The 24,657-nt window shown below is 40.9% G+C and carries 28 protein-coding genes; 17 read left to right on the top strand and 11 right to left on the bottom strand.

The annotated features are described in order from the left end of the window. Window positions 1-80 precede the first annotated feature (80 nt). Window positions 81-683, top strand: a complete 603-nt coding sequence (locus B3763_RS12440; RefSeq protein ID WP_286746905.1) for an outer membrane beta-barrel protein — start codon at window positions 81-83, stop codon at window positions 681-683. 32 nt (window positions 684-715) lie between these two features. Here B3763_RS12440 and bioB read toward each other — a convergent pair whose 3' ends face one another. Next, window positions 716-1,819, bottom strand: coding sequence for a biotin synthase BioB (gene bioB / locus B3763_RS12435; protein WP_286746903.1), 1,104 nt, complete (start codon window positions 1,817-1,819; stop codon window positions 716-718). 74 nt (window positions 1,820-1,893) lie between these two features. Here bioB and folK point away from each other — a divergent pair, with 74 nt between their 5' ends. Next, complete coding sequence (gene folK / locus B3763_RS12430) at window positions 1,894-2,388, top strand: 2-amino-4-hydroxy-6-hydroxymethyldihydropteridine diphosphokinase (protein WP_286746901.1); 495 nt, start codon at window positions 1,894-1,896, stop codon at window positions 2,386-2,388. A gap of 127 nt (window positions 2,389-2,515) precedes the next feature. Here the strand turns inward: folK and B3763_RS12425 are convergent, their stop codons facing one another. The 7 genes from B3763_RS12425 to B3763_RS12395 form a co-directional block, all read right to left on the bottom strand. Continuing rightward, window positions 2,516-3,589 (bottom strand): hypothetical protein, encoded by a 1,074-nt coding sequence (locus B3763_RS12425; protein ID WP_286746899.1) that lies wholly within the window; start codon window positions 3,587-3,589, stop codon window positions 2,516-2,518. A 48-nt stretch (window positions 3,590-3,637) separates the two neighbouring features. After that, window positions 3,638-4,063 (bottom strand): hypothetical protein, encoded by a 426-nt coding sequence (locus tag B3763_RS12420; protein WP_286746898.1) that lies wholly within the window; start codon window positions 4,061-4,063, stop codon window positions 3,638-3,640. Further along, the gene (locus B3763_RS12415; RefSeq protein ID WP_286746896.1) at window positions 4,060-5,241 is read right to left on the bottom strand and encodes a DUF4221 family protein; all 1,182 of its coding nucleotides are present in this window, start codon (window positions 5,239-5,241) and stop codon (window positions 4,060-4,062) included. Before B3763_RS12415 ends, B3763_RS12420 begins: the two co-directional genes overlap by 4 nt. A gap of 968 nt (window positions 5,242-6,209) precedes the next feature. Continuing rightward, window positions 6,210-7,067, bottom strand: a complete 858-nt coding sequence (locus B3763_RS12410; RefSeq protein ID WP_286746895.1) for an alpha/beta hydrolase — start codon at window positions 7,065-7,067, stop codon at window positions 6,210-6,212. A gap of 360 nt (window positions 7,068-7,427) precedes the next feature. Beyond that, the gene (gene fabD, locus B3763_RS12405; protein ID WP_286746893.1) at window positions 7,428-8,300 is read right to left on the bottom strand and encodes an ACP S-malonyltransferase; all 873 of its coding nucleotides are present in this window, start codon (window positions 8,298-8,300) and stop codon (window positions 7,428-7,430) included. A 42-nt stretch (window positions 8,301-8,342) separates the two neighbouring features. Further along, window positions 8,343-8,744: a thiol-disulfide oxidoreductase DCC family protein gene (locus B3763_RS12400; protein ID WP_189631690.1), complete on the bottom strand. Its 402-nt coding sequence runs from the start codon at window positions 8,742-8,744 to the stop codon at window positions 8,343-8,345. Beyond that, a complete protein-coding gene (locus B3763_RS12395) occupies window positions 8,744-11,611 on the bottom strand; it encodes a gliding motility-associated C-terminal domain-containing protein (RefSeq protein WP_286746890.1) in 2,868 nt (955 codons plus the stop codon). The genes B3763_RS12400 and B3763_RS12395 overlap by 1 nt, the downstream gene beginning before the upstream one ends. A 310-nt stretch (window positions 11,612-11,921) precedes the next feature. Between B3763_RS12395 and B3763_RS12390 the strand changes: the two genes are divergently transcribed. The 8 genes from B3763_RS12390 (at window position 11,922) to B3763_RS12355 (ending at window position 18,441) form a co-directional block, all read left to right on the top strand. Further along, complete coding sequence (locus B3763_RS12390; protein ID WP_189631692.1) at window positions 11,922-12,611, top strand: succinate dehydrogenase cytochrome b subunit; 690 nt, start codon at window positions 11,922-11,924, stop codon at window positions 12,609-12,611. Window positions 12,612-12,621: 10 nt separating this feature from the next. Then, the gene (locus B3763_RS12385) at window positions 12,622-14,631 is read left to right on the top strand and encodes a fumarate reductase/succinate dehydrogenase flavoprotein subunit (protein ID WP_286746887.1); all 2,010 of its coding nucleotides are present in this window, start codon (window positions 12,622-12,624) and stop codon (window positions 14,629-14,631) included. Window positions 14,632-14,657: 26 nt separating this feature from the next. Next, window positions 14,658-15,425, top strand: coding sequence for a succinate dehydrogenase/fumarate reductase iron-sulfur subunit (locus tag B3763_RS12380; RefSeq protein WP_189631694.1), 768 nt, complete (start codon window positions 14,658-14,660; stop codon window positions 15,423-15,425). A gap of 103 nt (window positions 15,426-15,528) precedes the next feature. Next, window positions 15,529-16,026, top strand: coding sequence for a pyocin knob domain-containing protein (locus B3763_RS12375; RefSeq protein WP_286746882.1), 498 nt, complete (start codon window positions 15,529-15,531; stop codon window positions 16,024-16,026). 57 nt (window positions 16,027-16,083) lie between these two features. Next, window positions 16,084-16,395, top strand: a complete 312-nt coding sequence (locus B3763_RS12370) for a hypothetical protein (RefSeq protein WP_286746880.1) — start codon at window positions 16,084-16,086, stop codon at window positions 16,393-16,395. 90 nt (window positions 16,396-16,485) lie between these two features. Then, on the top strand, window positions 16,486-16,692 hold the full coding sequence (locus B3763_RS12365; RefSeq protein ID WP_286746878.1) for a hypothetical protein: 207 nt from the start codon (window positions 16,486-16,488) through the stop codon (window positions 16,690-16,692). A gap of 182 nt (window positions 16,693-16,874) precedes the next feature. Beyond that, window positions 16,875-17,447, top strand: a complete 573-nt coding sequence (locus B3763_RS12360) for a hypothetical protein (RefSeq protein ID WP_286746876.1) — start codon at window positions 16,875-16,877, stop codon at window positions 17,445-17,447. A gap of 292 nt (window positions 17,448-17,739) precedes the next feature. Beyond that, window positions 17,740-18,441 (top strand): RHS repeat-associated core domain-containing protein, encoded by a 702-nt coding sequence (locus B3763_RS12355; RefSeq protein WP_349676577.1) that lies wholly within the window; start codon window positions 17,740-17,742, stop codon window positions 18,439-18,441. Between the two features lie 617 nt (window positions 18,442-19,058). Here the strand turns inward: B3763_RS12355 and B3763_RS12350 are convergent. Further along, window positions 19,059-19,316, bottom strand: coding sequence for a helix-turn-helix domain-containing protein (locus B3763_RS12350; protein WP_286746942.1), 258 nt, complete (start codon window positions 19,314-19,316; stop codon window positions 19,059-19,061). Window positions 19,317-19,445: 129 nt separating this feature from the next. Here B3763_RS12350 and B3763_RS12345 point away from each other — a divergent pair, with 129 nt between their 5' ends. Then, window positions 19,446-20,537 carry an RHS repeat-associated core domain-containing protein gene (locus B3763_RS12345; RefSeq protein WP_286746874.1) on the top strand — a complete coding sequence of 364 codons (1,092 nt, stop codon included), beginning with the start codon at window positions 19,446-19,448 and terminating at the stop codon, window positions 20,535-20,537. A gap of 1 nt (window position 20,538) precedes the next feature. Further along, window positions 20,539-21,012, top strand: coding sequence for a hypothetical protein (locus B3763_RS12340; RefSeq protein WP_286746872.1), 474 nt, complete (start codon window positions 20,539-20,541; stop codon window positions 21,010-21,012). A 95-nt stretch (window positions 21,013-21,107) separates the two neighbouring features. Here the strand turns inward: B3763_RS12340 and B3763_RS12335 are convergent, their stop codons facing one another. Further along, a complete protein-coding gene (locus tag B3763_RS12335; protein ID WP_286746946.1) occupies window positions 21,108-21,269 on the bottom strand; it encodes a hypothetical protein in 162 nt (53 codons plus the stop codon). On the opposite strand from B3763_RS12335, the gene B3763_RS12330 reads away from it, so the two are divergent. Both B3763_RS12330 and B3763_RS12325 read left to right on the top strand, forming a co-directional pair. Then, window positions 21,240-22,169 (top strand): RHS repeat-associated core domain-containing protein, encoded by a 930-nt coding sequence (locus B3763_RS12330; protein WP_286746870.1) that lies wholly within the window; start codon window positions 21,240-21,242, stop codon window positions 22,167-22,169. The two genes, B3763_RS12335 and B3763_RS12330, sit on opposite strands and share 30 nt — an antisense overlap. Continuing rightward, the gene (locus B3763_RS12325) at window positions 22,166-22,531 is read left to right on the top strand and encodes a hypothetical protein (protein ID WP_286746868.1); all 366 of its coding nucleotides are present in this window, start codon (window positions 22,166-22,168) and stop codon (window positions 22,529-22,531) included. Before B3763_RS12330 ends, B3763_RS12325 begins: the two co-directional genes overlap by 4 nt. Window positions 22,532-22,620: 89 nt before the next feature. On the opposite strand, the gene B3763_RS12320 is transcribed toward B3763_RS12325, so the two are convergent. After that, complete coding sequence (locus B3763_RS12320; RefSeq protein ID WP_286746866.1) at window positions 22,621-22,782, bottom strand: hypothetical protein; 162 nt, start codon at window positions 22,780-22,782, stop codon at window positions 22,621-22,623. Between the two features lie 417 nt (window positions 22,783-23,199). On the opposite strand from B3763_RS12320, the gene B3763_RS12315 reads away from it, so the two are divergent. The 3 genes from B3763_RS12315 to B3763_RS12305 all read left to right on the top strand — a co-directional run. Next, the gene (locus B3763_RS12315) at window positions 23,200-23,553 is read left to right on the top strand and encodes a hypothetical protein (protein ID WP_286746864.1); all 354 of its coding nucleotides are present in this window, start codon (window positions 23,200-23,202) and stop codon (window positions 23,551-23,553) included. 288 nt (window positions 23,554-23,841) lie between these two features. After that, a complete protein-coding gene (locus tag B3763_RS12310; protein WP_286746862.1) occupies window positions 23,842-24,279 on the top strand; it encodes a hypothetical protein in 438 nt (145 codons plus the stop codon). 10 nt (window positions 24,280-24,289) lie between these two features. After that, a partial coding sequence (locus tag B3763_RS12305; RefSeq protein ID WP_286746860.1) for a hypothetical protein occupies window positions 24,290-24,657 on the top strand: 368 nt, incomplete at its 3' end.

The following is a 24,657-nucleotide window of genomic DNA, read 5'->3' as shown; positions in this document are numbered from 1 at the left end:
TGGCGTTTTAGATCTGTGGCTTTTCGGGTAGCCTTTTTCCTTTTGAAGATTCTACCGTAATTGCGATAAAATTTGTGACTATGAAGAAGTTTACTTTGATTTTCGCCTTAGCATTTATTTCTCATTTGGTACTGGCTCAAAATGGAGCCTTTGGCCCCAGGTTCAGTTTGCTATCTACAGAACTTTCACTTTCTGAAAATGTGAACAATGCCCAGTCTGGCGATGCAGAGTTTGGCTATCAGTTTGGGGTTTTTGCGCGTATTGGTATTCGCAAGTCGGTTATGCTAATGCCGGAAATTCTATTCTCCGATACCCAGGCAACTATTTCTAATAATAATCAGCGGGCCGATCTTGACTTTAACCAAATTAATGTGCCATTCAATTTTGGTGTAAAACTGCTTTTCCTAAGACTTCAGGCAGGGCCTTCGTTCAATTTCATTACTAAAGCAGAGAGCAACCTGAATGGAACCATTCAAGACATTAGCGACAACTACCGTAAAGCAACGGTTGGTTATCAGGTGGGAGTAGGTATGGACTTGCTCAACCTTTTTGCACTTGACTTAAAGTATGATGGTGCTTTGCAAGATATTAATAAGCAAAGTGTACTAGGCTTCGAGTCAGATCAACGCCAAAAGATGTTGGTGTTTTCCGTAGGCCTAAAACTAGTGAGTGGTAAGAAATAAACCCTATAAAGGAACCCAAAAAGAAAGGAAGCCTATATGGCTTCCTTTCTTTTTTTATTGGCCTTTTTGGTGGCTTCTACGTTCTTCTCAATTCTGTGACCCGGTCGGCTCCATTTTACTTTTTCGCCCTCCGGAGGAGTAGTTTCCTCAACAGGTAGCGGTTGCGGCTTGGCTCCTTTTGCATAGGGGTTCATTGGGTTAATGCCCAGAATTTTAAAGAGCTCCATGTCTTCGTTTACATCTGGGTTTGGAGTGGTAAGTAGTTTATCTCCGGCAAAGATAGACCCTGCTCCGGCAAAGAAACAGAAAGCCTGGCCCTCTTTACTCATTTCCGTTCTTCCGGCCGAAAGCCTCACGGTGGTAGAAGGTAGAACAATTCGTGTGGTAGCTACCATGCGGATCATATCCCAAATAGGCACAACTTCCTGCTCCTCCAGTGGGGTGCCTTCTACGGAAACCAAGGCATTAATTGGTACCGACTCCGGGTGAGGGCTCAGCGATGAAAGAGCCACCAGCATGCCTGCACGGTCTTCAATGGACTCGCCCATGCCTATAATTCCGCCACTGCATACCGTAACATTAGTTTTTCTAACATTTTTAAGGGTTTCCAGCCGGTCTTCCCACCCTCGTGTAGAAATAATCTCTTTGTAATACTCTTCAGAAGAGTCCAGGTTATGATTATAGGCATATAGACCGGCTTCGGCCAATCGTTGTGCCTGATTTTCTGTGAGCATGCCCAGGGTGCAGCATACCTCCATGTCAAGGGAGTTAATGGTGCGCACCATATCCAAAACCTGATCAAACTCAGGGCCGTCTTCCACGTTTCTCCACGCAGCTCCCATGCATACCCGAGAAGAACCTGAGGCTTTAGCTCGTAGTGCCTGGGCTTTCACCTGTTCTACCGACATCAGGTCGTTGGTTTCAATATCGGTATGGTATCGGGCAGCCTGAGGGCAATAAGCACAGTCTTCGGGGCATCCTCCGGTTTTAATGGATAGCAGGGTACTAACCTGTACCTCGTTTGGGTTGTGATATTTTCTGTGGATAGTGGCAGCTTCATAGACCAGGTCGAGCAGTGGTCTGTTATAGATGTCAAGAATTTCCTCTTTCGTCCAGTCGTGTCTTAGTTCACTCATGTATTCTTGCTTAAGAGTTGGCAAAATAGTTAGGGGCAACCTCAACTCCAATAACAAACCCTATATTTGCAGCCATGTCGGGAATTTACCTCTTGTTAGGATCAAATATTGGGAGAAGGGCTAAGAATCTGGAAAGAGCCAGGGAAATGATTGTAAGCCACGGGATTACCATAAAAAAGGAGTCGGAGATTTATGAAACAGCGGCCTGGGGGAAAGAAGACCAGGAGGCATTTCTCAATCAGGTAATAGAAGTAGAAACCGGAAAATCTCCCCAACGCGTGCTCTTCATTGTCAATATGATTGAAAAGGAAATGGGCAGGGAGCGATTCGAGAAATGGGGTAGCAGGCTGATTGATATAGACATTCTTTACTTCGGTGACATTGTATTTGAGGAAGATAACCTGCTAATACCTCATCCAGAAATTCAGAACAGACGATTTACTCTGGCACCCTTGGTTGAAATTGCTCCTCAATTCCTTCACCCTAAATTGGAAAAGACACAGGCTCAGCTATTGGCCGAATGCCCAGATGCTCTGGCCGTGGAGGTTTACGAACATCAGGAAGTTTAATTCAGGCTATTCTTATTTTATGTTTTGTGTAGGGTTTACTTGTGACCCTTGTGGGCTGAACAAAGTAACGCGAACAAATGTGCTTGGAATTTTTTCAAGAGGAAAAGATCACAAATTCAACAAGGGATTATTCAATCCGGCCTATGAGGACTTCCATAACATCATCATCTGTCATTCCATAAAACGCTAAGTCAGTGGAGTAATCGCTGATTACATACTTAAAGTTAATTGGGCCTTCGAATAATTTATATTCAGTAAATGACTGATCGATGTCAATTACTAATGCCCTAGGTCCCATGCCTTGCTTTTCTGGAACGTTTAAAAAAAGGCGAAAGCCGGCCTCCGAGATACTAAAGTTTGATATTCCGAAGCCTTGTGATTGTTGTCTTAGTGTTAGGCTCTTGATGAATGAGATTTCGGGAATGTTTAAGTTAATGGCGTTCTCAAACTTATTTTTTCCATCAAAAATATATATGGTAGGGTCATTGTTGAAAATTAGGTATTGATAACCCTCAAAAACTCCAATTTGAAAAAAGGTCAATTTTTCCTCAGTCAAATGTTTAATGACGTCATTTATTGTCATTAGTTTTTTTAGCGATCCCGTCCCTTTGTCAAGTGAATATAGAATACCTGTAGCATCTTTATATCGGATACTATCTCTTCCTGAATTGATGGAGATTCCATTTTTTGAGAAAAAATATTGTTTGGTGTCAAATGAGAATGTATTAAGTAAAGATTGGATAGGTATACTGACGTTTTGACCATCATCCGAAAATTCAGTTCTATCTATTTCTTTACCAGAAAGGGTATAGGTAGTGATTTTGCTATTAGAGTTTTCGAAAAATGATACTGAAGTATCATTATAGAACATAAAATCAACCGGTTGACCTCCAATAATATAACTGCTGCTTCCTCTTTTTTCAACCTTGTTAGTGTTGAAGTAATTCAATTTATTCCCTTCTTGATCGTAGAGTGAAAAAGATGCTGACAGTGGGTTTAATAATCCAATATATGTGCTGTTCATTCTTACTTTGGCAGCGTCAATAAAAACCTGATCGTTAGTTTTTAGTGCCAAAGTATCATAAACAAGATCAGGTGAATTAATCAGTTTGAGCAGAGAAGGGTCGACCTTTTTTTTTGTACTACACCCTAGAATTACTAGTAAGAGAATTACTATTCTTGCAAATTTTGTAGAGGCCATTTTTAAGCTGAGTCTGTCTGTGAAAGATGTTGGTTGTATTTTGCTTTACTAGAATACTTTTCCGAGATCACTTAGTATCAGAGTTTGTTTCGTGAACTTGCTATCTTGTAATGTGAAACTCACGGGTTTGTTGACTATAAGACCGTATTTTATCATTGCATCTTGTTTTCCATCCTTAAGGATATTGGGATTATCATACTGGTCAATAATTATATCGATCTTCTTTTGTGAGTTTGAGGAGAGGATAATGAGAAGTTTGTCATTATCCTGATTCAAATACAGAAAGTCTCTGACTATGTTATCACATGAATTACAAACATCTACATTAACAATAATAATTTGTTGATAGTTGGATATGTCTTTACCAAAGTTGGAAAGGAAGTCGCTCAATTGTTTCTGTTCACTATCATTACTGCAGCCAAAGAGAAACAGTACTACAATCCAGAATTTAAAAGAGAATAGCTTACCTTTCATTTTGATACCAGTGAATAAATTGAATACTCAACCCTGTCTTCCGATAGATTTTTATAATTGGCATGGAGTTTTGGTACATATAAACCTTTACGGCCTACAAATAGACCATAAGCTCTGTGAACATCTTCTTCAAAGTCGAACTCGCCTATTTTATCGAATTTCGAGTTCAATATGACGCAAGAAACGGGTTTGTAGTAGTAGGAAAAATAATTCTTATGAATATTCGGGTCATACCTTATAGGCCGTTCCAGAATCCGGTAATAAACATTTCGATATTTATCATAGATTAATTGAGTATAAATGTAGCTACCTAAACCATCCTCGAGTGCTTTATCTTGAGAAGGCTGTTTTGAATAAAACTCATCCTCTTTATTGTCTTGATCGTATTTTGCAAAATATGCTTTAAAAGAATAATCCTTAGGATTGAAAACCCTTATTGAGTCACCACCAGCAAGAGCAAAGACAATCTCTCCATTATTATTGATGGTTTTTTTGTTAGTCATTTTATACATATGCATACTCTTTCCTAATAACCATTTAGGAAACCCGATAGGCAACTCCTTCAATTCAAAAGAATTTAAATCAAGAAAGAATTCCTCGGAATATGACGAGTTGATATTGGTCTTGAAATAATAATTGAATAGTCCATACTTCGTAAAGAAGAGTTTATTATCAAATAGTATTGTTGGAGCACTGGTTATTGATTGGTGATTTATGAACAATATTTCTTCTGAAGTGCCATCTAGTTTAATAATGTGATTTGAAGAGAATTGCCTTTTGAAGTTTCCTAAATAATCAATTACTGCAATTTTTCTTAGTTCTCTTTTCCCAAAAATGTAAATGGAATCCAAGCTTTTTACTGTGATGCCTTGAATGTCTCTGACTGAGAATGGTCCATCGAAAGGTATTGATACCTGGCTAATAAGGTTTGCTGTGTTTAAGTCGTAAACATTAAACCCATTTATGGAGCTATTAATGTTGAATAGTACTTCTATTGAATCGTTTTCGAAATAAACTACATTGAAGAACTCGTAAGATGTTTGTGAATCTAGATTCAGAGAAAGGGAGTCTGACTTTACTAAAGTACTATTGTATTTTATTATTGTTTTTTTAGAACCCTGATTTTCGGTGCAACTAAAACAAAAGACCAACAAAAGAATAAAAGGAATGTTCTTCATTTGTATAAGCCTCTTAGGCTGTTAGGTTTTTAGGCTGAAATTTCTGATTAACTGGTAAATTCCGGATTGAATTTGGACTGGTAATTGAAATCAAATAATCCTTTAAATAATTCAATGCAAATATGCTTAGGTAATACTCTGTAAATGTTGCAGGTCGAATACCCGTAATTACTGGAAGCTGTGTTTAGCAGCTTCCAGTAAATGAATTTGTTCAATTGCTACCATGGATGTATGGAGATACAATCAGATTCGGGGCCATAGCATCCTCCTCCCGGTACTTGAGCGGAGTGAACTATGTAGTAATTATCACAATATGTGACATAACTGCCATCTTCAAACTCTTCAGTTTCACACTCGAAGGCATAAGAGGTAGTTGCTGAAATTGATATTACTCCAATGATGAGGAACATCATCTTGATTCTTTTAATCATAACATTAAATTTAAAATTGAACGATATTTAATTATAGATTGCTTGACTTTAAGTATTAACTATGTTGGTAGTTCAGGGTCTAAGCTTCAGGGTTAAACCTTCATGCAATTGGGTACAACCTGATCGGCCAAAGTGTGAACTACCAACTAGTGATTAACTTAATAAGCTTAGTAAATAACTTGAATTCCTGAGTGGACAATGACACTTTAAAATGGAAAGTGTACCTGGTGCGTCTATTGTTTGCAAACAATGTCAGTTAAAGAATGAGTTTTAATCCTTTATCCGATCCTTAAGTTTAGCTATCTATATATGATTAAACAAATTAAATTTAGTTTTTTTTTGAAATTTATGACCTGAAGCAAATGTTTGTGTTTCAGCATCAATAGTGTCTTCTACTTGATGTGAAGCCACTTTTTTAGCCTTGGTTTAACCATTTGATTTTCAATAATTAAAGAATCGAATCGGATATCTTTCAATCCTAGATTTGAGGGGTGGCCATTGCAAAGTTGGGTTTTGTCAGGATTAAAGACCTTGTGTCTAATACTGATGAAATGCGTCTGAAACGAACTTAAGTACAACAGGCAAAGATTCGCGCCAATAGGTCCAAGTGTGTCCTCCATCGCGAACTCTATATTCATGCGGTATCTCTTTTTTCTTCATTGCAATGTGCACCAGGCTGTTGCCTTCATAAAGAAAGTCGTCATCACCACAGTCTATAAACCACCGCACCGAACTAATTTGTTTAGGATCCCCATCTTCTATTAAAGAAATGGCATTGTGTCTTTTGAAATAGGCCTCTATTTCTTCATCAGAGGTTTTGAGGTTCATGCGTTTTACCTGCTCTTTAAACTGTTCTATAGATAATGGGCCCACATAGGCACTCAGGGGTGCTGCAGAAGAGAACAAGTCCGGGCGATGCATCGCATACATAAAAGTGCCTCCGCCTCCCATAGAAAGTCCGGAAATAGCCCTGTATCTTTTTTCTTTCTTTATTCTATAGTTGTTTTCTACATAAGGCATAAGTTCTTCAAAAAAGAAATCTTCATAACGCCAGTCGGTTTGAGGTACATTGAAGTAGCCCATTTGGCCGGTTTTTGCATCGGGCATTACAATAATCATTGGAGTGGCAGTTCCGTCTTTTATGGCCTGATCGGTAATTCGCAATACTTCGCCAAACTGCACCCAACCCGTCTGATCGTCTCCTGCTCCGTGAAGCAGATACAATACGGGGTAGCTTCTTTCAGAAGTTTCGTAGTCGGGAGGAAGGTATATGGCAAACTTTCGGTCCATTTTAAGTATTTCACTTTTCATGGATAGGTTGTCGAATACTTTGCCGGTTTGTGCCGAAAGGCATCCGGCAATGCAAAGGAGGATGATAATGAAGCGCGTTTTCATAAGTTTTAATTTTGATGGATTTACCTGAGGTCGTTGTAAGGGAGGGCCAAACTTCAAATGCGGCCTATTTTTCCCAATGGAGTTTTTTCTTACAAACAACACACAGGCTGATCAGGAATTTCCAGAAAAGGCAAGTCAATCACAATAGACATGTTATGAGCGGAAGGGCAGAGCCGGCCGATTTTTTTGTTAAGCCTTTGAGAAGTGAAAGGCAGAGGGAGGCTATTGGTTTACAAAAAAAAGGTGACACAAAGATCGAAGAAAACATCATTCAAAATTTGCTGGTTGGCTGACAGCTCTTCAGAATGAAGCTAAAACGATTTTTGTGACACCCTCTCTGGTTTTTTTCTTAAGGTCAAACTAGATGCTATCTACCTCAGCCTCTCTGTGGATTTTTTTCACCAGACCTTGCAGCACTTTACCCGGTCCCGATTCAATAAAGTGGGTAGCTCCATCAGCCACCATTGCCTGAACAGATTGAGTCCAGCGCACTGGGGCAGTCAACTGAATTTTGAGATTTTCTTTGATCTCATCAATGTCTGTAGAAGCTTTGGCTGTAACGTTCTGATAAATTGGGCAAATTCCTTTATTAAACACGGTCGAATCGATGGCTTTTTCCAACTCCTCGCGAGCGGGTTCCATTAAGGGTGAGTGAAACGCGCCCCCCACAGGTAAAGGAAGGGCTCTTTTTGCCCCTGCTTCTTTGGCCGCTTCACAAGCTAGCTCTATACCTTTGTGGCTTCCGGAAATCACCAATTGGCCCGGACAGTTGTAGTTGGCAGCAACGACAACCTCGTCAATATCATTACATATTTTTTCTACTACGGCATCTTCAAGACCCAGAATGGCCGCCATGGTAGAAGGGTTTGTTTCACAGGCCTTCTGCATGGCCATGGCTCTTTGCGACACCAGCTTTAGGCCGTCTTCAAAAGAAAGTACTCCGCTGGCCACAAGTGCCGAAAACTCTCCCAGAGAGTGACCGGCTACCATATCGGGCTTAAATGAATCGGAGATTTTGGCCAATACAACGGAGTGTAAGAAAATGGCCGGTTGGGTTACCTTGGTTTGTTTCAGTTCTTCATCGGTACCGTTAAACATAATGTCGGTAATTCTGAAGCCTAGAATTTCGTTGGCCTTTTCCAATAGTCTCTTAGCTTCTTCAGAAGACTCGTATAAGTCTTTCGCCATTCCGGGGAATTGTGCTCCCTGACCTGGGAAAACATATGCTTTCATATACTGTGATTTAATTTGGGGGACAAAATTAAGGATAAATCCTTAGGCCTCAACAAAGCGTGCTTTTAGCTCAGGGGTGGGCATGCGGCAACTGTCTCTTTTACCCCACCATTTATAGCGATTTTTGGCAATTATGTCGTAAACCCCGTGTCTTATAAATGGCGGAATGATTATGAAGATATAGAGCAGAGGATATAGGCCCGATAGTTTTTTGGCAATGCGCAAGGCTGCAGAGCTTTTTTTGTAAACCTTGCCACCTGAGAGCAACACAAGGCTATCAAATTCGGCCTGATCATAGCCTAATTCTTTCAGCTTTTTTTGACCAAAATCTGATTGTAGTGCGGCAAACCTAAAATGACCTTTTGGATCGTGGTCGATAATGAAATTGACCGAACTGTTGCAAAGGTTGCATACCCCATCAAAAAGCAGAATGTCTTTTTGCACTATCGAATAATTTTTACCCAGTTTTTAAACTCTTGTTTCCTTTTTGAAGGATCCAATACGTCAAAGGTAACAGTGGCGGTATAATAGTAAGTTCCGCTAGGCAGTTCCACACCGTTTTTGTCGCGTCCATCCCAGTCAATAAATAGGTTGGGCTCGCCTGTTCCGCGGGTGGTATAATTGAATATTTCTGTGCCCCCCCATCGGTCGAATACCCGGAACTCTACCGAGCTTACAAATCGCGGACATTTGCCATTAGGCTGGTCAAAAGCCCTGAAAGTATCATTGATACCATCACCGTTAGGGGTGAAGGTGTTGGGTAGTTCGTAGTATGGACAGTTGTCAAAACAAATAGGATCGCTCAGTTCGCTTTCGTTATTGCTTCGGTCTAGTGCCGAAATTTTGTAACAGCCTTTTATAGAGTTAAGACCGGTGTGTCGGAAGGTGGTTTGAGTACTTGTTCCCACCAGTTCATAGTCGGCTTCGGCACCGGTTGGCGAATAATAAATGTTATAGCGGGCAATATCGTTTTGTGTGTCTTGAACAGTCCAGTTAAGCGTATTGGTAAAGTTGGCAAAACCACAAGGTTCAGTACTTAGCCTGTCGCAGTTCTCATTGTCAACAATCAGCAGAGGTCCGTCCGGTCCAATGATTTCTTTGCCATTATCGGGGTCTTTGTCTATGATTGGTTTTTCCGGTGCCTCTTCATCATTGGGCTGTACACAGATTTTTTGAGAGTCGTTAATGAGGGGAGCCGGAATAATGGGATTTCCGTAGCTACCCCGGGTAGTCACAAAATAGCAGTACTCTCGGTCTTCTTTTAATTCTATACCATTAAAGCTGCCATCATCGTGGTACTTCAAACCTTGTGAGGTAACCAGAGCGCTGTCAATGAGCACAAAGTTGTCTACATCTTCTGCCGCGGCATCTGTTCTGTTTCTGTAAATAAGGTGGTAGGGGCTGCTTTGCACCTGATTGGACCAGGGCACATCGGCCGTCCAGGAGAGGTCTATGGATTTTACATTGCCAAAGGCATCGAGCCATACGGAAGAGGCCGTAGAAGAACTATCAATCAGGTTGTTTCCTGCATCATAGAACCTTACCTGATAGTGATAGGGTAGGTCTTTGGTGTTTAAGCCGGTGTCGGTAAACACGGTGTCTTGTGTAGAAGTGAGCAGGGTTCTGTTGCTGCCTCCATTCTGGCCGGTATAGCGGATTAGCTCATAGGTATAGGGGCCGGGAAAAAGGGTTTGGTCTATTTCTAATGGCGAGGTCCAGCGCACATACATTTCTCCGTTGGTGTTGTCTGTGGCTTCTACCGAAACATTGGTTATGGTTGGCACATCGAGCGGTATGGTTACACACACTTCTGCAGAGGCGTAACTCGTTCCGCCTTCAGGCAAAGGGAATTCTGCCACAATGCGGTAGCAGTAATTAACTCCGGGCCGAAGGTCATTGTCGTCCAGATACGAAGTCTCGCTTACGGCTACATCGTCAATGAGTTCGTAGCCGGAATTGGCCGGTATGCCCACGTTACAATGTTCGGGCTGAAAGTCGTAGCTCTCTACCCTCCGGTAAATTTCGATTCTCGGGTTTAGGTTGCCTCCAACGTAGTTGTCCCAATTTAACTCTATAGACTGCCCGGTAACAATATTGGCAGTGAGGCCTTTGGGTGCCGGTGCCACCACAGTAACGTTCCAACGTTTAAAGTCGGTCAGGTTTGGGGCATCCGGGTCAAACGGATCGTCAGTAATTTTAAACTGTACTTCGTATGGTCTTCTTCGAACGTGCGAAAGGTTAGTCTGCCATTTGAAAAGGTATTCGGCAGGTTGCGGCCTAAAGTCTCTGTCTTGAGACATATCGGGCAGGTTAAAAAACTGAGCGGGTGATGAATTTACTCTAAATGGCCCACCAAAAGACTCTACGAGGATGTCGTTATTGTCAGGGTCGGTTCCACGAATAACAGCTTCTAACAGCTGGCCTGCTTCAATACAGGTGTCTGCCGGAACTTCGAGCAATGGCCTTTCATTGTCGCAATCTTCTATGAGAATCTGCATGTCTCGGGTTACGTAGCCCAGCAATTCGTAGCGCCCGGTGAGTTCAGAATATCTCCACTCTTCTATGATAAAGGCAATGTTGTATTCACCGGCAAACTCCGGTGCATCCCAAATCATATCTCCCGTTATTGGGTCTATACTAAAGTTGGTGGGGGTGCCTCCATCTTCTCGGATTTTGCTTATGCTGGGGTCGTCTAGCGGAAGGTAAGGAATAACCTCCGTGCCGCGATCTTGCAGGGGAACAACCATTTTGTAGGCCAGGCTGTCTCCGTCCGGGTCATAGGCCCCAGGGTTGTGGATAAATCGTGCTCCCACACAGCCTCTATCTATTGGCGGAATGGTTAGTTGCGGGGTGCCATTTACATCCAATCCCGGATCGATACGGATAACGGTTTCGATGTGGAAAGGAATGCTGTCGGAGGTTGCTCCTCCAAGGTTAATGATTCCTCCATTTCGGTTTTCTTCGGTATAGCTCACCACAAACACTCCCGGTCCATCAAAGGTGTGTTCCCAGGAAATGGTAACTTTTTCGGTCTGATGGCCAATGGGCGTAATAATGAACCGGCCTTCTACCGAGGCGGCTTCGAGTGCGGGCTTGTCTCTGATAATTCTACCCTGGCCAAAGTTCATTATGCCATTCGACCCCACTTGAATGGACGATTCAGTGTCGCGGTAAATAACCAGGGTAAAGCGATATCTTAAGCTGGACTGTGATATTCTTACTGCTGTTAGTTCACCAGCTCTAATATGAGTTGCCCAGGCTTCCGTAGCCAGGAAAGTGAGCAATAGGAGCACAAATATTTTTCGTAGCATAAGATTCTATTGGCCTAAGAAGTTTAACGCGCCAGGGTCACTAAGTTATATCTTCCAACACAAAAAACTGTCATTAGGTTGTAATATCACACCTAAGGAAGGCTTTAACCCCACTTGTTTTGGGTGCAATGTCACCAGGCTTAAGTTTTAAGGCAAATTCTCTCCACTTTTTTCTTAAGTAGCAAACAAAGTATGATCACACTATGTTAGCGGGTTGTTGCTGTTATTTAGAATTGTTCCAAGCATATTTGCTTTTGTTTGGTAACGTTTGAACTGTAATTTTGACCGGAATTTTAACCATTGAAATTAAATGAGTTGGGTAAAAAATACCTTTAGTAGTTCAGTGGGGAGAAAGTTTGCCATGGCGCTTTCAGCCCTATTCCTCATGATCTTCTTGTTACAACACTTCACAATCAATTTCATCTCGGTTTTGAGCAAAGATACCTTCAATGAGATATCTCATTTTATGGGTACCAACGCTCTGGTGCAGTTTGTACTGCAGCCGGTGCTGATTTTTGCGGTGGTGTATCACTTTGTAATGGGTTTTGTGTTGGAAATTAAAAATCGTAACGCCAGAGAAGTAAAGTATGCCATGAATAAAGGCTCTGCCAATTCGACCTGGTTCTCCAGAAATATGATTGTTTCAGGAGCTGTGGTGCTGGCATTTTTGGGGCTACATTTTTATGATTTCTGGATTCCGGAAATAAATGTAAAATATGTTCAGGGCGATATGTCTGGTTTGCTGGCCGATGGTAGTTTTCGCTACTACGAAGAGCTGGTTCACAAATTTGTCGACCCTGTGAGAGTGGGTATTTATGTAGTGGCTTTTGTGTTGCTTTCTATGCATCTGCTACATGGCTTTGCTTCGGCCTTCCAGTCGATGGGAGCAAGACACGCCAAATATACTCCCGCTATAAAGAAATTAGGTAATATATATGCTATTGCCATTCCGGCAGGCTTTATCTTCATTGCCTTGTTCCATCATTTAACTTCACACTAAGTAAGGAAGAATGACTAAACTAGATTCAAAAATTCCAGAAGGTCCTTTAGCAGAAAAGTGGACCAAGCATAAGAATAATATCAGGCTGGTAAACCCTGCCAACAAAAGACTTATTGATGTTATAGTGGTGGGAACGGGTTTGGCCGGAGGATCGGCCTCTGCTACCTTGGCCGAGTTGGGATACAATGTAAAAGCATTTTGCTATCAGGATTCGCCCCGAAGAGCACACTCTATTGCTGCTCAGGGAGGTATTAATGCCGCTAAAAACTATCAGGGCGATGGAGACTCAATATACCGATTGTTCTACGACACGGTAAAGGGGGGAGATTATCGTTCAAGAGAGGCTAATGTGTATCGTTTGGCCGAAGTTTCAACCAATATTATAGACCAATGTGTCGCGCAAGGGGTTCCTTTTGCCCGCGATTATGGTGGGCTGTTGGACAACCGATCGTTTGGTGGAGTACAAGTCTCCAGAACATTTTATGCCAAAGGTCAGACAGGCCAGCAGTTGCTGTTGGGGTGCTATTCGGCCATGTCGCGGCAGATTGGTAAAGGAAAGATAAAAATGTACAATCGCCATGAAATGCTGGATCTGGTGATTGTGAATGGAAAAGCCCGGGGAATTATTGCCAGAAATCTGGTGACCGGAGAAATTGAAAGGCATTCGGCTCATGCTGTTGTAATAGCCTCAGGAGGTTACGGAAACGTTTTTTTCCTCTCCACCAATGCCATGGGTTCTAATGTATCGGCCAGCTGGAAGGTGCATAAGAAGGGAGCATTTTTCGCTAACCCTTGCTTTACACAAATTCACCCTACCTGTATACCCCAGCATGGGGACCAACAGTCTAAGTTAACCCTTATGTCTGAATCGCTACGAAACGATGGAAGAATTTGGGTGCCTAAGAAGAAGGAAGACGCAGAGGCGATTAGAGCAGGTAAACTGGACCCGACTAAGATAGCTGAGGAAGATAGAGATTACTACCTGGAGCGCAGATATCCTTCATTCGGTAACCTTGTACCCAGAGATGTGGCTTCGCGAGCTGCCAAAGAAAGATGCGATGCCGGCTATGGTGTAGGTACCAATGAAACCGGTGAGGCTGTGTTTTTGGACTTCTCTTCGGCTATTATGCGTTATGGACAAGAGGAGGCCAATGTAAAGGGACTTCACGATGCCAGCCAAGAGCAGATAAGACAAATGGGCGAGCAGGTAGTTGAAAAGAAATATGGAAACCTGTTCCAGATGTATGAGAAGATTACGGCCGACAACCCGTACAAAACCCCAATGAAGATCTACCCGGCTGTACACTACACCATGGGAGGCGTTTGGGTAGACTACAATCTGATGACCACTATTCCGGGGTGCTATGCTATAGGAGAAGCCAACTTCTCCGATCACGGAGCCAACCGTTTGGGGGCTTCTGCACTTATGCAGGGCTTGGCTGATGGTTACTTTGTGCTGCCTTATACCATTGGCGACTATTTGGCCGATGATATTAGGACCGGTCCAATTCCGACTGACACTCCAGAGTTCGATGAAGCTGAAAAGGCTGTGAAAGACAGGATAGACTTCTTTGTAAACAACAAAGGCACTAAGTCGGTCGATCACTTCCACAAGAGACTCGGAAAGGTAATGTGGAATAAGGTAGGTATGGCCAGAAACGAAAAAGGACTTAAAGAAGCCATAGAAGAAATAAAGGAAATTCGAGAAGAGTTCTGGAAAGACGTGAAAGTACCAGGTTCGCCCGATGGTATAAATCAGGAGCTTGAAAAAGCAGGCCGTGTGGCAGATTTCCTGGAATTGGGTGAACTGTTTGCCAGAGATGCTCTACTCAGAAATGAGTCGTGCGGTGGTCACTTCAGAGAAGAGTATAGCACAGAAGATGGAGAAGCCATGAGAGACGATGCCAACTTCACCTATGTTTCTGCATGGGAATATAAAGGAGAGCCTTCTGAGGCTGTACTGCATAAGGAACCATTGGTTTATGAGAATATTGAGCTCAAAACGCGTTCCTACAAATAATTATTTAGAACCTAGATATACGAAATATGTCAGCCAATAAAGGATTAAACCTTACACTAAAAGTCTGGAGACAGAAAAGTCAAAAGGAAAAAGGCCAGATGGAAACTTATCAGGTCTCTGATATTTCACCAGATAGCTCTTTCCTTGAGATGATGGATATATTGAACGAGCAGCTTATTGAGGAAGGTAAAGAACCGGTAGCCTTCGATCATGACTGCCGTGAGGGTATTTGTGGTAGCTGTTCAATGTACATTAACGGAGAAGCACATGGGCCGGGTAGAGAAATTACTACCTGTCAGTTACATATGAGAGAGTTTAAGAATGGAGATACCATTTACATTGAACCTTGGAGAGCTAAGGCTTTCCCTGTCATAAAAGATTTGGTAGTAGACCGTTCTGCTTTCGATCGTATTATGGCTGCCGGTGGTTTTATAAGTGTAAACACTTCAGGGAATACACAAGATGCCAATGCTATTCCTATAGAAAAGGCAAATGCAGACAAAGCTTTCGATGCGGCCACTTGTATAGGCTGCGGAGCCTGCGTGGCTTCATGTAAGAATGCCTCAGCCATGCTTTTTGTTTCAGCTAAGGTATCGCAGTTTGCTCTTCTTCCTCAAGGGAGAGTAGAAGCCAAGGAGCGGGTAAGAAATATGGTGAAAGTAATGGACGAAGAAGGTTTCGGAAACTGCTCCAATACCGGAGCCTGCGAAGTGGAATGCCCTAAAGGAATTTCTATTGAGAATATTGCCCGAATGAACAGGGAGTATTTGAACGCTACCTTAAAAGGGGAATAGTTTCTTTAAAGTCTCAAATCTCAAACCCTAATATTGGGTTCGCATTAAAAGTTAGAGCCTCTTTCAGATTTCTGGAAGAGGCTTTTATATTGGTTTTCATTTTTTGAATGATATTTTACGCATAAAAAATCATAAAAAATTAATGACTTTGATTTGGCTATTGACCTCTTCAACTCTTTTGTCTCAGACCAATGTTACTACAGAACGTGGAATACCTTCTAACAATGCTAATAATGCAATTGGTGCGGTCACCAAGTTCTGGATAAATACCACTATGGCTCCTCCTGCGTCCAACAATTATCCTAATCAACAAAACTGGTGGTCGATTCTTCAAACACAATTTGGAGATGTAAGGTACGATGCTCAATTGGCCTTCGGGCTAAATCAACAGGATTTATGGTTGAGGTATAATTACAATGGCAGTTGGCAGAATTGGAAACAAGTGGTAACTAAGGCATCCAATGGCCAATTAAACTTGAGTAGCAACTTGACCATTGCAGGAGCCCCAAATTTATCAGGTGCTTGGTTGCTGGTTGGAAGCACTGACTCTGGTTTGGGGCTGGATCACAATGAAATTGTTTTTGCTGGTACTGATGGGTGAATGGGAACTACTACCAACCATGATTTAGTATTTCGAGCTGGAAGAAGCAGTGAGAGAATGGGATTAAATAAGGATGGTAATCTTGGTGTAGGAGTTACACCTTCCGCGAACTTTAAATTATCAGTTGGAGGAAATGTCTTGGCTAAAGGATATATAGAATCCAAAAAAGTAAAAGTCACTGCCACTCCGGGGTCAGTTCCTGATTATGTATTTGCTATAGACTATAACTTGATGTCTTTAAGTGAGGTGGAAGAATTTATCAAAGCCAACTCCCATTTGCCCAATATTCCCAATGCCAAAGCAATAGAAGCCAATGGTCAGGATGTGGGAGATATCTACAGTGCAGATTTGAAGTCTTGGATGACTTGAGAACAATATGATAATTGGTAAAATCTAATACAAAGATCAAAGAATGAAGAGGGTATTATGACATGCGGAGGGAATACCCTTATAACTGCCATGACTCTTTTAGAGATTAAAGATCGGGCTATCGGACAAACTTTTAAAAAAGAGGTTAGATTTGGGTTTGGGGCATTTTTTGCCACTATTGTAGGCGTTTTTACCCCTGTTAATTCGGGGCAAAAAGTTTATAACACATGGGAACATGAAGAACAACAAAGATTGAACCGTCTTGAATTTCTTGAACCCTCGGTTAGCCTTAAATAATTCTGTCGCAGGAAAAGAAGGTCAAAGAATAGCTATTGAGAGTAACGGGTTTGTAGTTTTATGGAGCATCTTCCAGGGGCTTATCATAGGTTCAAGACTAATTGGGAAGGGTTACATTATCATTAAGGAAATGTTTTAATTTGAAATAAATTAGAGAAACCACACGACAAAATTGCTAGACAATGATTAGTGTTCCTTTAGACTCTGAAACAAGGCTTAATCTTGAGTTTGTGCCTGAAATCAAAGATCTGGATTTTAGAGACGTGATTAAGGTAACGATCAATCATAAAAATATGAATCTCTTCGTTGGTGAAACAAATATTCTAGAGTTCGTAGTTGATTCAGAAAGGCTTATTGACGAGTTGTTTAAACATAAATTGGAAGCTGAACCAGAGTTTTTGAAAAAATCACTGAGCTACTCTTTTCAATTGGAAAGAGATAAAGTATATAGTGAGCAAATCGAAATAGGTGATTCTAACTTGGAAGATTTGACTAGGTTTCTCTTCTTGTCAAGAGAGACTAATTTGTTTTTCTATAATCTGGGGTCAAAGAAGTACCTTGAGGTTAGCCCTACTTATCCATGGAACTATTTACCAGAGGATAATAAGAAAGAAGGTTTTATTACATTTTCTAATTGGATTTTGAACTTTAAGCCATATTTCAATATCGAGATTTCAGAAGAGGTACTTCTAACATGGAAAAAGTTGTGTCAAGATTTAAGACTCCAAGTATCTTATTTGGGTAGTGCTAGGTAGTGCTATCAATTATCAGTTAAAAACATTAAGCCCTCTCCACACTGATAAGCAGTATAACCGGAGCTGCACCGTCAGGCACGGAAGCCAGCAACATTTCCAGGGCCATTAACAACAACGCCACAAGTATTTTTGTAGGCAGTAGTGGCAATTCCAGCCAACCCCGGGCCTACCTCAACTACATTCTTTTCGATAAAGATTTTAAATTTGTAGATGCGGGGTATAACCAGGTAGGCAACACCTCAGGAGCCCATCAGCAGCTTATGATTACCAAACCAGAGAACAAACCGGCTTCATCTACATCTACCTCTCCAATGAGAGCAACACCACTCACGATGTATACTTCGATGACCTGAGGATTACCCACACCAAGAGCAAGATTCTACAGGAAGATCATTATTATCCTGGTGGTGCGACAATATCTGCCCTCAGTTCATCCGCTCCTTTAAGCAAGCCAAATCGCTTTAAATACCAGGGCAAAGAAGAACAGGCAGAGTTTGGTCTGAATTTATTGAATTTTGAGGCAAGGATGTATGATCCATGGTTATGGAAGACGCTTACGCATGACCCATTAGCCGAACTGTTTTATGAATGGTCACCTTATCATTGGGCTGGAAACAATCCGGTTATAAATATTGATCCATCCGGACAGGATTGGTATAGATTTACCGATGAAAATGGTAACCAATCTGTGTTATGGCAAGAGGGAAATGCAGCGACTGTTGATGGGGTCACTTGTTCAAATATTGGCGAAAACTATTATCATGTACAAGAAGGCCTATTGACTGTATTCAATCAGAATGAGATTGTCCGCAGTGCTTATCTAGATGAGATTTCAGAGGAGAGAAGGTCTGAATTAGCTTCCATGGATGAATCCCCTGTCTTCGAACATTTGTGTCAAGAGCAGTACAATGACCTATTATTAGGGTTGAATGGGGAACTCCGCCATTGCAAAGTGGGGCTCTTACTCCGGTCTATCCTGTTTATGATGTTCTGACCCAGCCAAGGAAGTTTACGCTTAAAGGAGGGAGTATGGTTGCTACTAAAATATAGGAGCAAAGAATGGAGGTGGCAAGAATGCCAAGCATGCGAATCAACAAAGGAAGTTGATAGCTAAAGAGAAATATGAAAAGGCTAAAAAGGAGTTGGAAGAGAAGAGATGAAAAGTACTCCTAATAAAACCCCAGAGATGAAAGAGTTAATTACGAAGAAGGAAAAGCAAGTGAAGACTCTAAAAAAGCAGGCTGATTTTTCAGGAGAGAACCATAGTCAAAAGAAAAAAGGAAACTAACAATGAATCTATATACAGTTGTTCTAGAGTTTAGATTAGGAACATATATAAATCAGTTCTACACTAAAGACCCTATGTCTGCTTGTGTTGAGTTTATTCAGCAACTAGAAGTAAAAACTGTTTTTGGAATGGAGGGTGACTATAAGCAAAGAATGTTGGATGATCTAAATGACGGGGATCACAACCCAGTGCCTTTGCGGGGTTTATCACATGTTTGGTATACAAGTATAATGATAGACGATCATTTGGCAGAGTTCAATATAGTCCTTACTAGTCCTTAAGACATAGCATGAATCAAAGCCCCCTAGTGGGGCTTTTTTCATTTACAGGCTTTTGAGCTTCACCGACTTGATCATTGCATCGAGGGTGTATAGGATATGCTCCCTGTCCTGTTCACTGAACCTGCTCACCTCCAGAATGCGGCTGAGGGTCTTTGGGTCGAGCTCTATGTCCGTCTTGCCCACCAGGTAATCCGCCATCTTCGGAGCTACCTCTATGGAAGGCTTCATCTCATCACGCTCATAGCGGCCGATGGCCGACCCTTTTGTTCCCAGAAACTGTGCGAGGTCTTCCTGTGACAGCCTTCCTTCTTTTTCGTGCTTCCAATAACCTCCCCCTAACCCTCGTTTGTAACGAGGATTAAAGATTTTAGATTTGTAGATGCAGGGTATAAGCAGGTAGGCAACACCTCAGGAGTCCATCAGCAGCTAATGATTACCAAACCAGTAGAACAAGCCGGCTTCACCTACATCTACCTCTCCAATGAGAGCAACACCTCTCACGATGTCTACTTCGATGACCTGAGGGTTACCCACACCAAGAGCAAGGTACTACAGGAAGATCATTATTATCCTTTTGGGATGAACATAAATGCATTGTCTTCAAATGCTCCGCTCAGCAAACCAAACAACTTCAAGTACAATGGATTTGAAGAGCAAACGGATTTTGATTTAGGTTGGTATGACTATTTAGCCCGGCAGTATGACCCACAATTAGGAAGGTTCCTCTCCATTGATCCAATGGCAGATTTAATGAGAAGACACTCACCGTATAACTATGCTTTTGATAACCCTATCAGGTTTATTGATCCTGATGGGATGAATCCTGAGGATAAAGTTGAAGATACTGAGGTGGTAAAAACACATTCTGTGGACCTTTATACAGATCCAGATGGTGTTCAGCAGGTTTCTTCATATACTGAAGTTATTACAACTTCGAAGCAAACGGATGATGAAGGAAATGTTACCTATTCTAGAACGATCGAAACTGCTCAAGTCACAAATAGTATAAGAGCGGTAAAGAATGATGACGGAAGCTACAAATGGGTGGTTGAAGAAGGTGAGGTAAATATTACTTCTCAAACTCAACAGTTGGATTCTGACTTTAATGTAATTGATAATGGAGTTATAACGCCAAGTAAAGCATCACAAACAGAATTTAAAGAAAAATATGGGCCTGGAGCTTTAAATGATTTAGAGTTTACCTCTAAGAAGACCGCGGAGTTATCAACTCAGTTTCAAAAGCCATATAGGTCTGTTATAGACGGATCATTTGGAGCCACTTTTCAGAGTATGTCGTTAATGACCAAAATAGGTAGTTATTTGGGAAAAGATTTTTTGAGTGCTGGGAATTCATATTCTACCGATTTAGCAGGGAAAAGTCCGATCAATATGGTTTCTTACCAAGGGGTATCAGACTCCAAAGGATTGAGAGCAAACTATTTGATAAACCAGAATTCGGGTGCTCATTATGTTAGACCATTTCCTATTGATTTGACGTATTCTATAAAAAGAGATCCATGATATGACTAATAAATATATTTTTAGAGTTCTGATACTACTCTTTGTAAGTTTTGGAATTTTTTACTGGATAGATCGTTTGGTCCTTACGCCACGACAAAGAGATTTTTACAATAGCTCATTGTTTAATGAACAAAGGGCAAATTTTGGATTACCACCAATTACTCAATCGCTTGAAAAAACAGAGACTTTTGGAATTTGGGTTGGTAAAAGCACGAGTTATCCTCAACATTCTCTAAAAGAGTTGCAGTTTTCTGGAAAAAAACCAAAAACTGAAAGTGATAGTTTTGTGTTTATTGATAGTACAGGCAAAAAGCTCACTCTTACAAGTTACTTTCGTTATCATGAGAAATGCTTTAGTTTTTATGTTTATGGAAACGGGCCAAGAGTGAAAATTGATTGTAAAGGGGCGAATGAAATACTTCTTCAAAATAATATTGATTTTACTTTTGTTGCATGTAATGACTGTATAGAATAATCCTCAGATTACTGTGTTTTGATAATGCTATCAATTATCTGTTAAAACATAAAGCCCTCTTCGGAGGGTTTTTTCATGAATACGCCTGTTTAGCTTTAAAACCCCATGCAGTGCATCAACAACCCTCCAGAGTCAGTCTTTTTCCTTATTAGGAAGAGAGGAAGTATCTTCTGGTCTTTGGCTTCATCTACATCTACCTCTCCAATGAAAGCAATACCAATCACAATGTGTACTTCGATGGCCTGAGAATTACCCACACCAAGAGCAAGGTACTACAGGAAGATCATTATTATCCTTTTGGACTCTCGATAAGTGCACTGAGCAGCACAGGGCCATTGAGCAAGCCCAATCAGTTCAAGTATAATGGGAAGGAGCTTAATGAAGAGTTTGATCTAAACTGGTATGATTATGGTGCTAGGAATTATGATGCTCAGTTGGGAAGATGGTTCAACGTTGATCCTTTGGCGTACGTATATTTAGAACAATCACCGTATCACTATTCTTATAACAATCCATTGAATTTCAGAGACCCTGATGGGAGAAAAATAGTAGATGCTAATGGTAATGAAGTTGCTGTTGATATTGAGGAAGATGAAGATGGAAATAGAGTTGCTAGTTACACTTTTGCTGAGGGGACGAGTAAAAAAGTCATGCGTAAATTTAAAAACAATGCAGGTAGGGTTATTTCGCAAGCAGTACAGACTGAAAAAGGTCTGGAAAAAATATATGATGCTTTAGACTCAGGTGACAATATTTCAATAGAAATAAGCTCATCCACGGCTAGTACAGGTGGTGCATTGCAACTAGGGAGTACACGAGCAACAAAGGTTAAAACAGATGGTGATGGAAATAGGACAATGGATATTATGGTCACAATCTACAATGGTAGTATTAAGGATCTGTCAGGTCTTGATCCAAATAATTATCCAGATTTGGATAGTAAATCCAAAGAGACAAGAAAATTATGGAATGAAAACTATCTCACAAGTGAGCAAAAGATCGGTGCTGTAGGTGTTTATGAAATTTCACATGCGACACAAGGAACAGATAAAAAAGCAATGGCCACTGGTAGGCCTTTGTCGAATGCAGATCATCAGAAAGCCTATGAAAACGAGGCTATTCACATTAAAAGCCTCAATAAGTCAAAAAAGAAATGAGTAGAAGATTAAAAATACTTTCAGTTCTCTTTAGTGGTTTTTTCATAGTTTGCTGTGCTTCTTTAAACAATGTAGCTACAACAGGCGAAGGAGAGATTACGGTTCTTTGTACCTATTCAGATACAATAAAAGTCTTTGCAGGAGTAAGAGTTATGCTTATTCAGAACGGAGAGATAATTGACAAAGAAAAAACAAATAGCTTTGGAATAGCAGTGTTCAAAAACATAAATGATGGAATGTTTAGTTTCAGAATTAAAAAAAGAGGCTATGTTGAGAAGGAACAACAAGTGAAAATAATGAATGGAGAGTCAAAAAAATATGATGTGAAAATGATTACTCTAGAACAAGCCACCATTTATTGAAAATGATTTTTTAGGTAGTTCTATCAATTATCTGTTAAAAACACAAAGCCCTCTTCGGAGGGTTTTTTCATGAATACGCCTGTTTAGCTTTAAAACCCCATGCAGTGCATCAACAACCCTCCAGAGTCAGTCTTTTTCCTCATTAGGACGAGAGGAAGTATCTTCTGGTCTTTGGCTTCATCTACATCTACCTCTCCAATGAAAGCAATATCAATCACAATGTCTACTTCGATGACCTGAGGATTACCCACACCAAGAGCAAGATTCTACAGGAAGATCATTATTATCCTTTCGGACTCTCGATAAATGCACTGAACAGCCGTGCCCCATTGTCCAAGCCCAACAAGTACAACACCTTCCAGGGGCAGGAAAGGACTGAGGATTTTGACCTAAACCTTTATGACTTCAATCCCAGAGGGTATGATGTTGCTCTCGGTAGGTTTTGCGGATTGATCCAATGGCAATGATGTATTAAAGTTGTAATCCTTTTCACTTTGCTCATAATAACCCTATTAGTCTAGTTGATCCTTCTGGGATGAGTTCAGAAAACCCCCATGACGGAGAAGAGAATGAAAATGGTCAAGTGTATAATGGTGTGACAAAAGAGTGGATTACAAGTCAACAGTACAAAAACTGGAATAGAGATTTTGGAAGTGGAGTTAATGGACATGAAACTCAAGAAATGCGTTAGAGAGAGGACTAATAACTTCGTTAGAGGATATGGTTATTTAAACAAGACACATGACTACTATCAAGTGAACGAAGGGTCTATTGTTGCGAGAATAAGAACTGATGATGGCGTTACCATTTTTAGGATATCTGGAGATAGCAACAAAGTATATCAAGTTCACTTCGATGCTAATACTCCAGAAAAAATACTTCGTGGATTGTCTGGAATGTTTGAAGCGGAGTTAACTGATCCTTTAGGTTTGAATCCTGGTGAATCTAGTGATGACGATGACCTTACTCTGACTTCTCCAAGATTGCCCAAATTTGGTAAAAGATTCAAATATTTGCGATGAGGTAGAATGACAAACCTAGAGCATATATGGGATAGACATAGCTATTGGACTACACACCCTAATGTCAGTAAATTTAGTAAGGAGTTTTCATCCCCTGAAAAGATAAAAGAGTTGTTGGCTGATGGTCTTGGCAGCAGCGGAGAATTTTTAAGAGGTGGAAGCAGTGCTTAATTGGTTTTCAAAAGAATTATTGGAGTGGCTAGAGATGGTAGTGCAGCATAAAAGATTCATGTATTTATATATAAAAATGGATGGATAACAATAGATTACCCTATTAAATAACTTTTTATGGGAAGAGTTTTATTTAGATACTCTCTTGAAGAATGGGAAGAAGGGTTTAACTATAATTTAAGCTCTTTAGATATTGAAGAGCTTCGATATCATTATTTTTTCGGAGACGTACTAATTCATGACTATGAAACGGGAGCTACTTTTTTCAGTGATGCTAGAGTTTTTGATTTTATATTACAAATTGAGAATGCACTTGATCTAATGATTCAAGAAAAGCCTGTTGATACTATATATGAAATGGAGCAGTTATATGAAATTGACTTGGAGAAAGAAGACAAATATCTTATTGTCGAGGATATATTTCAAAGGAGAAGGTTTAGATTCGATTCCTTTGTTAAGGAGTTTTATGCATTTAAAAAAGCCTTCCTTTCTAGGGTATCTGTCTTATATCCGTCTTTAAATAAAAACTTAGCTTTTCAGGATTATTTTAAATAGATGTCCCACCTTGGGCAATGCCAGGGTTGCCTTTGCCGTTGAAAACGAGGGAGTTGTCTGCCTGGCCGCTGTGGAAACAGAGTACCAGAGTTTTGAAGAAAACACCTTACTCAATACAAACCTAAGAGAGCCCAACGCCACAGCCAACTACACCGTAGACAACACCATAGACGCTAATGAAGTAGTGCGGCTACGCGGCAATGACAGCAACAGGCAGACAGGGCCCGGCAAGCTAATGCAGGTGATGGTAGGAGACACCCTGTCCATGGAAGTATTTGCCTACCATCAGGGAGGCTACACAGACAATGGAAGCGTAAACAATGCCACAATACTTTCCGCACTGATAAGCAGTATAACCGGAGCTGCACCGTCAGGCAC

Source organism: Roseivirga sp. UBA1976 (assembly GCF_002336325.1).
GTDB lineage: Bacteria > Bacteroidota > Bacteroidia > Cytophagales > Cyclobacteriaceae > Roseivirga > Roseivirga thermotolerans.
Note: the sequence above shows the minus strand (reverse complement) of the source record. Positions and strands in the feature narration are given on the sequence as shown.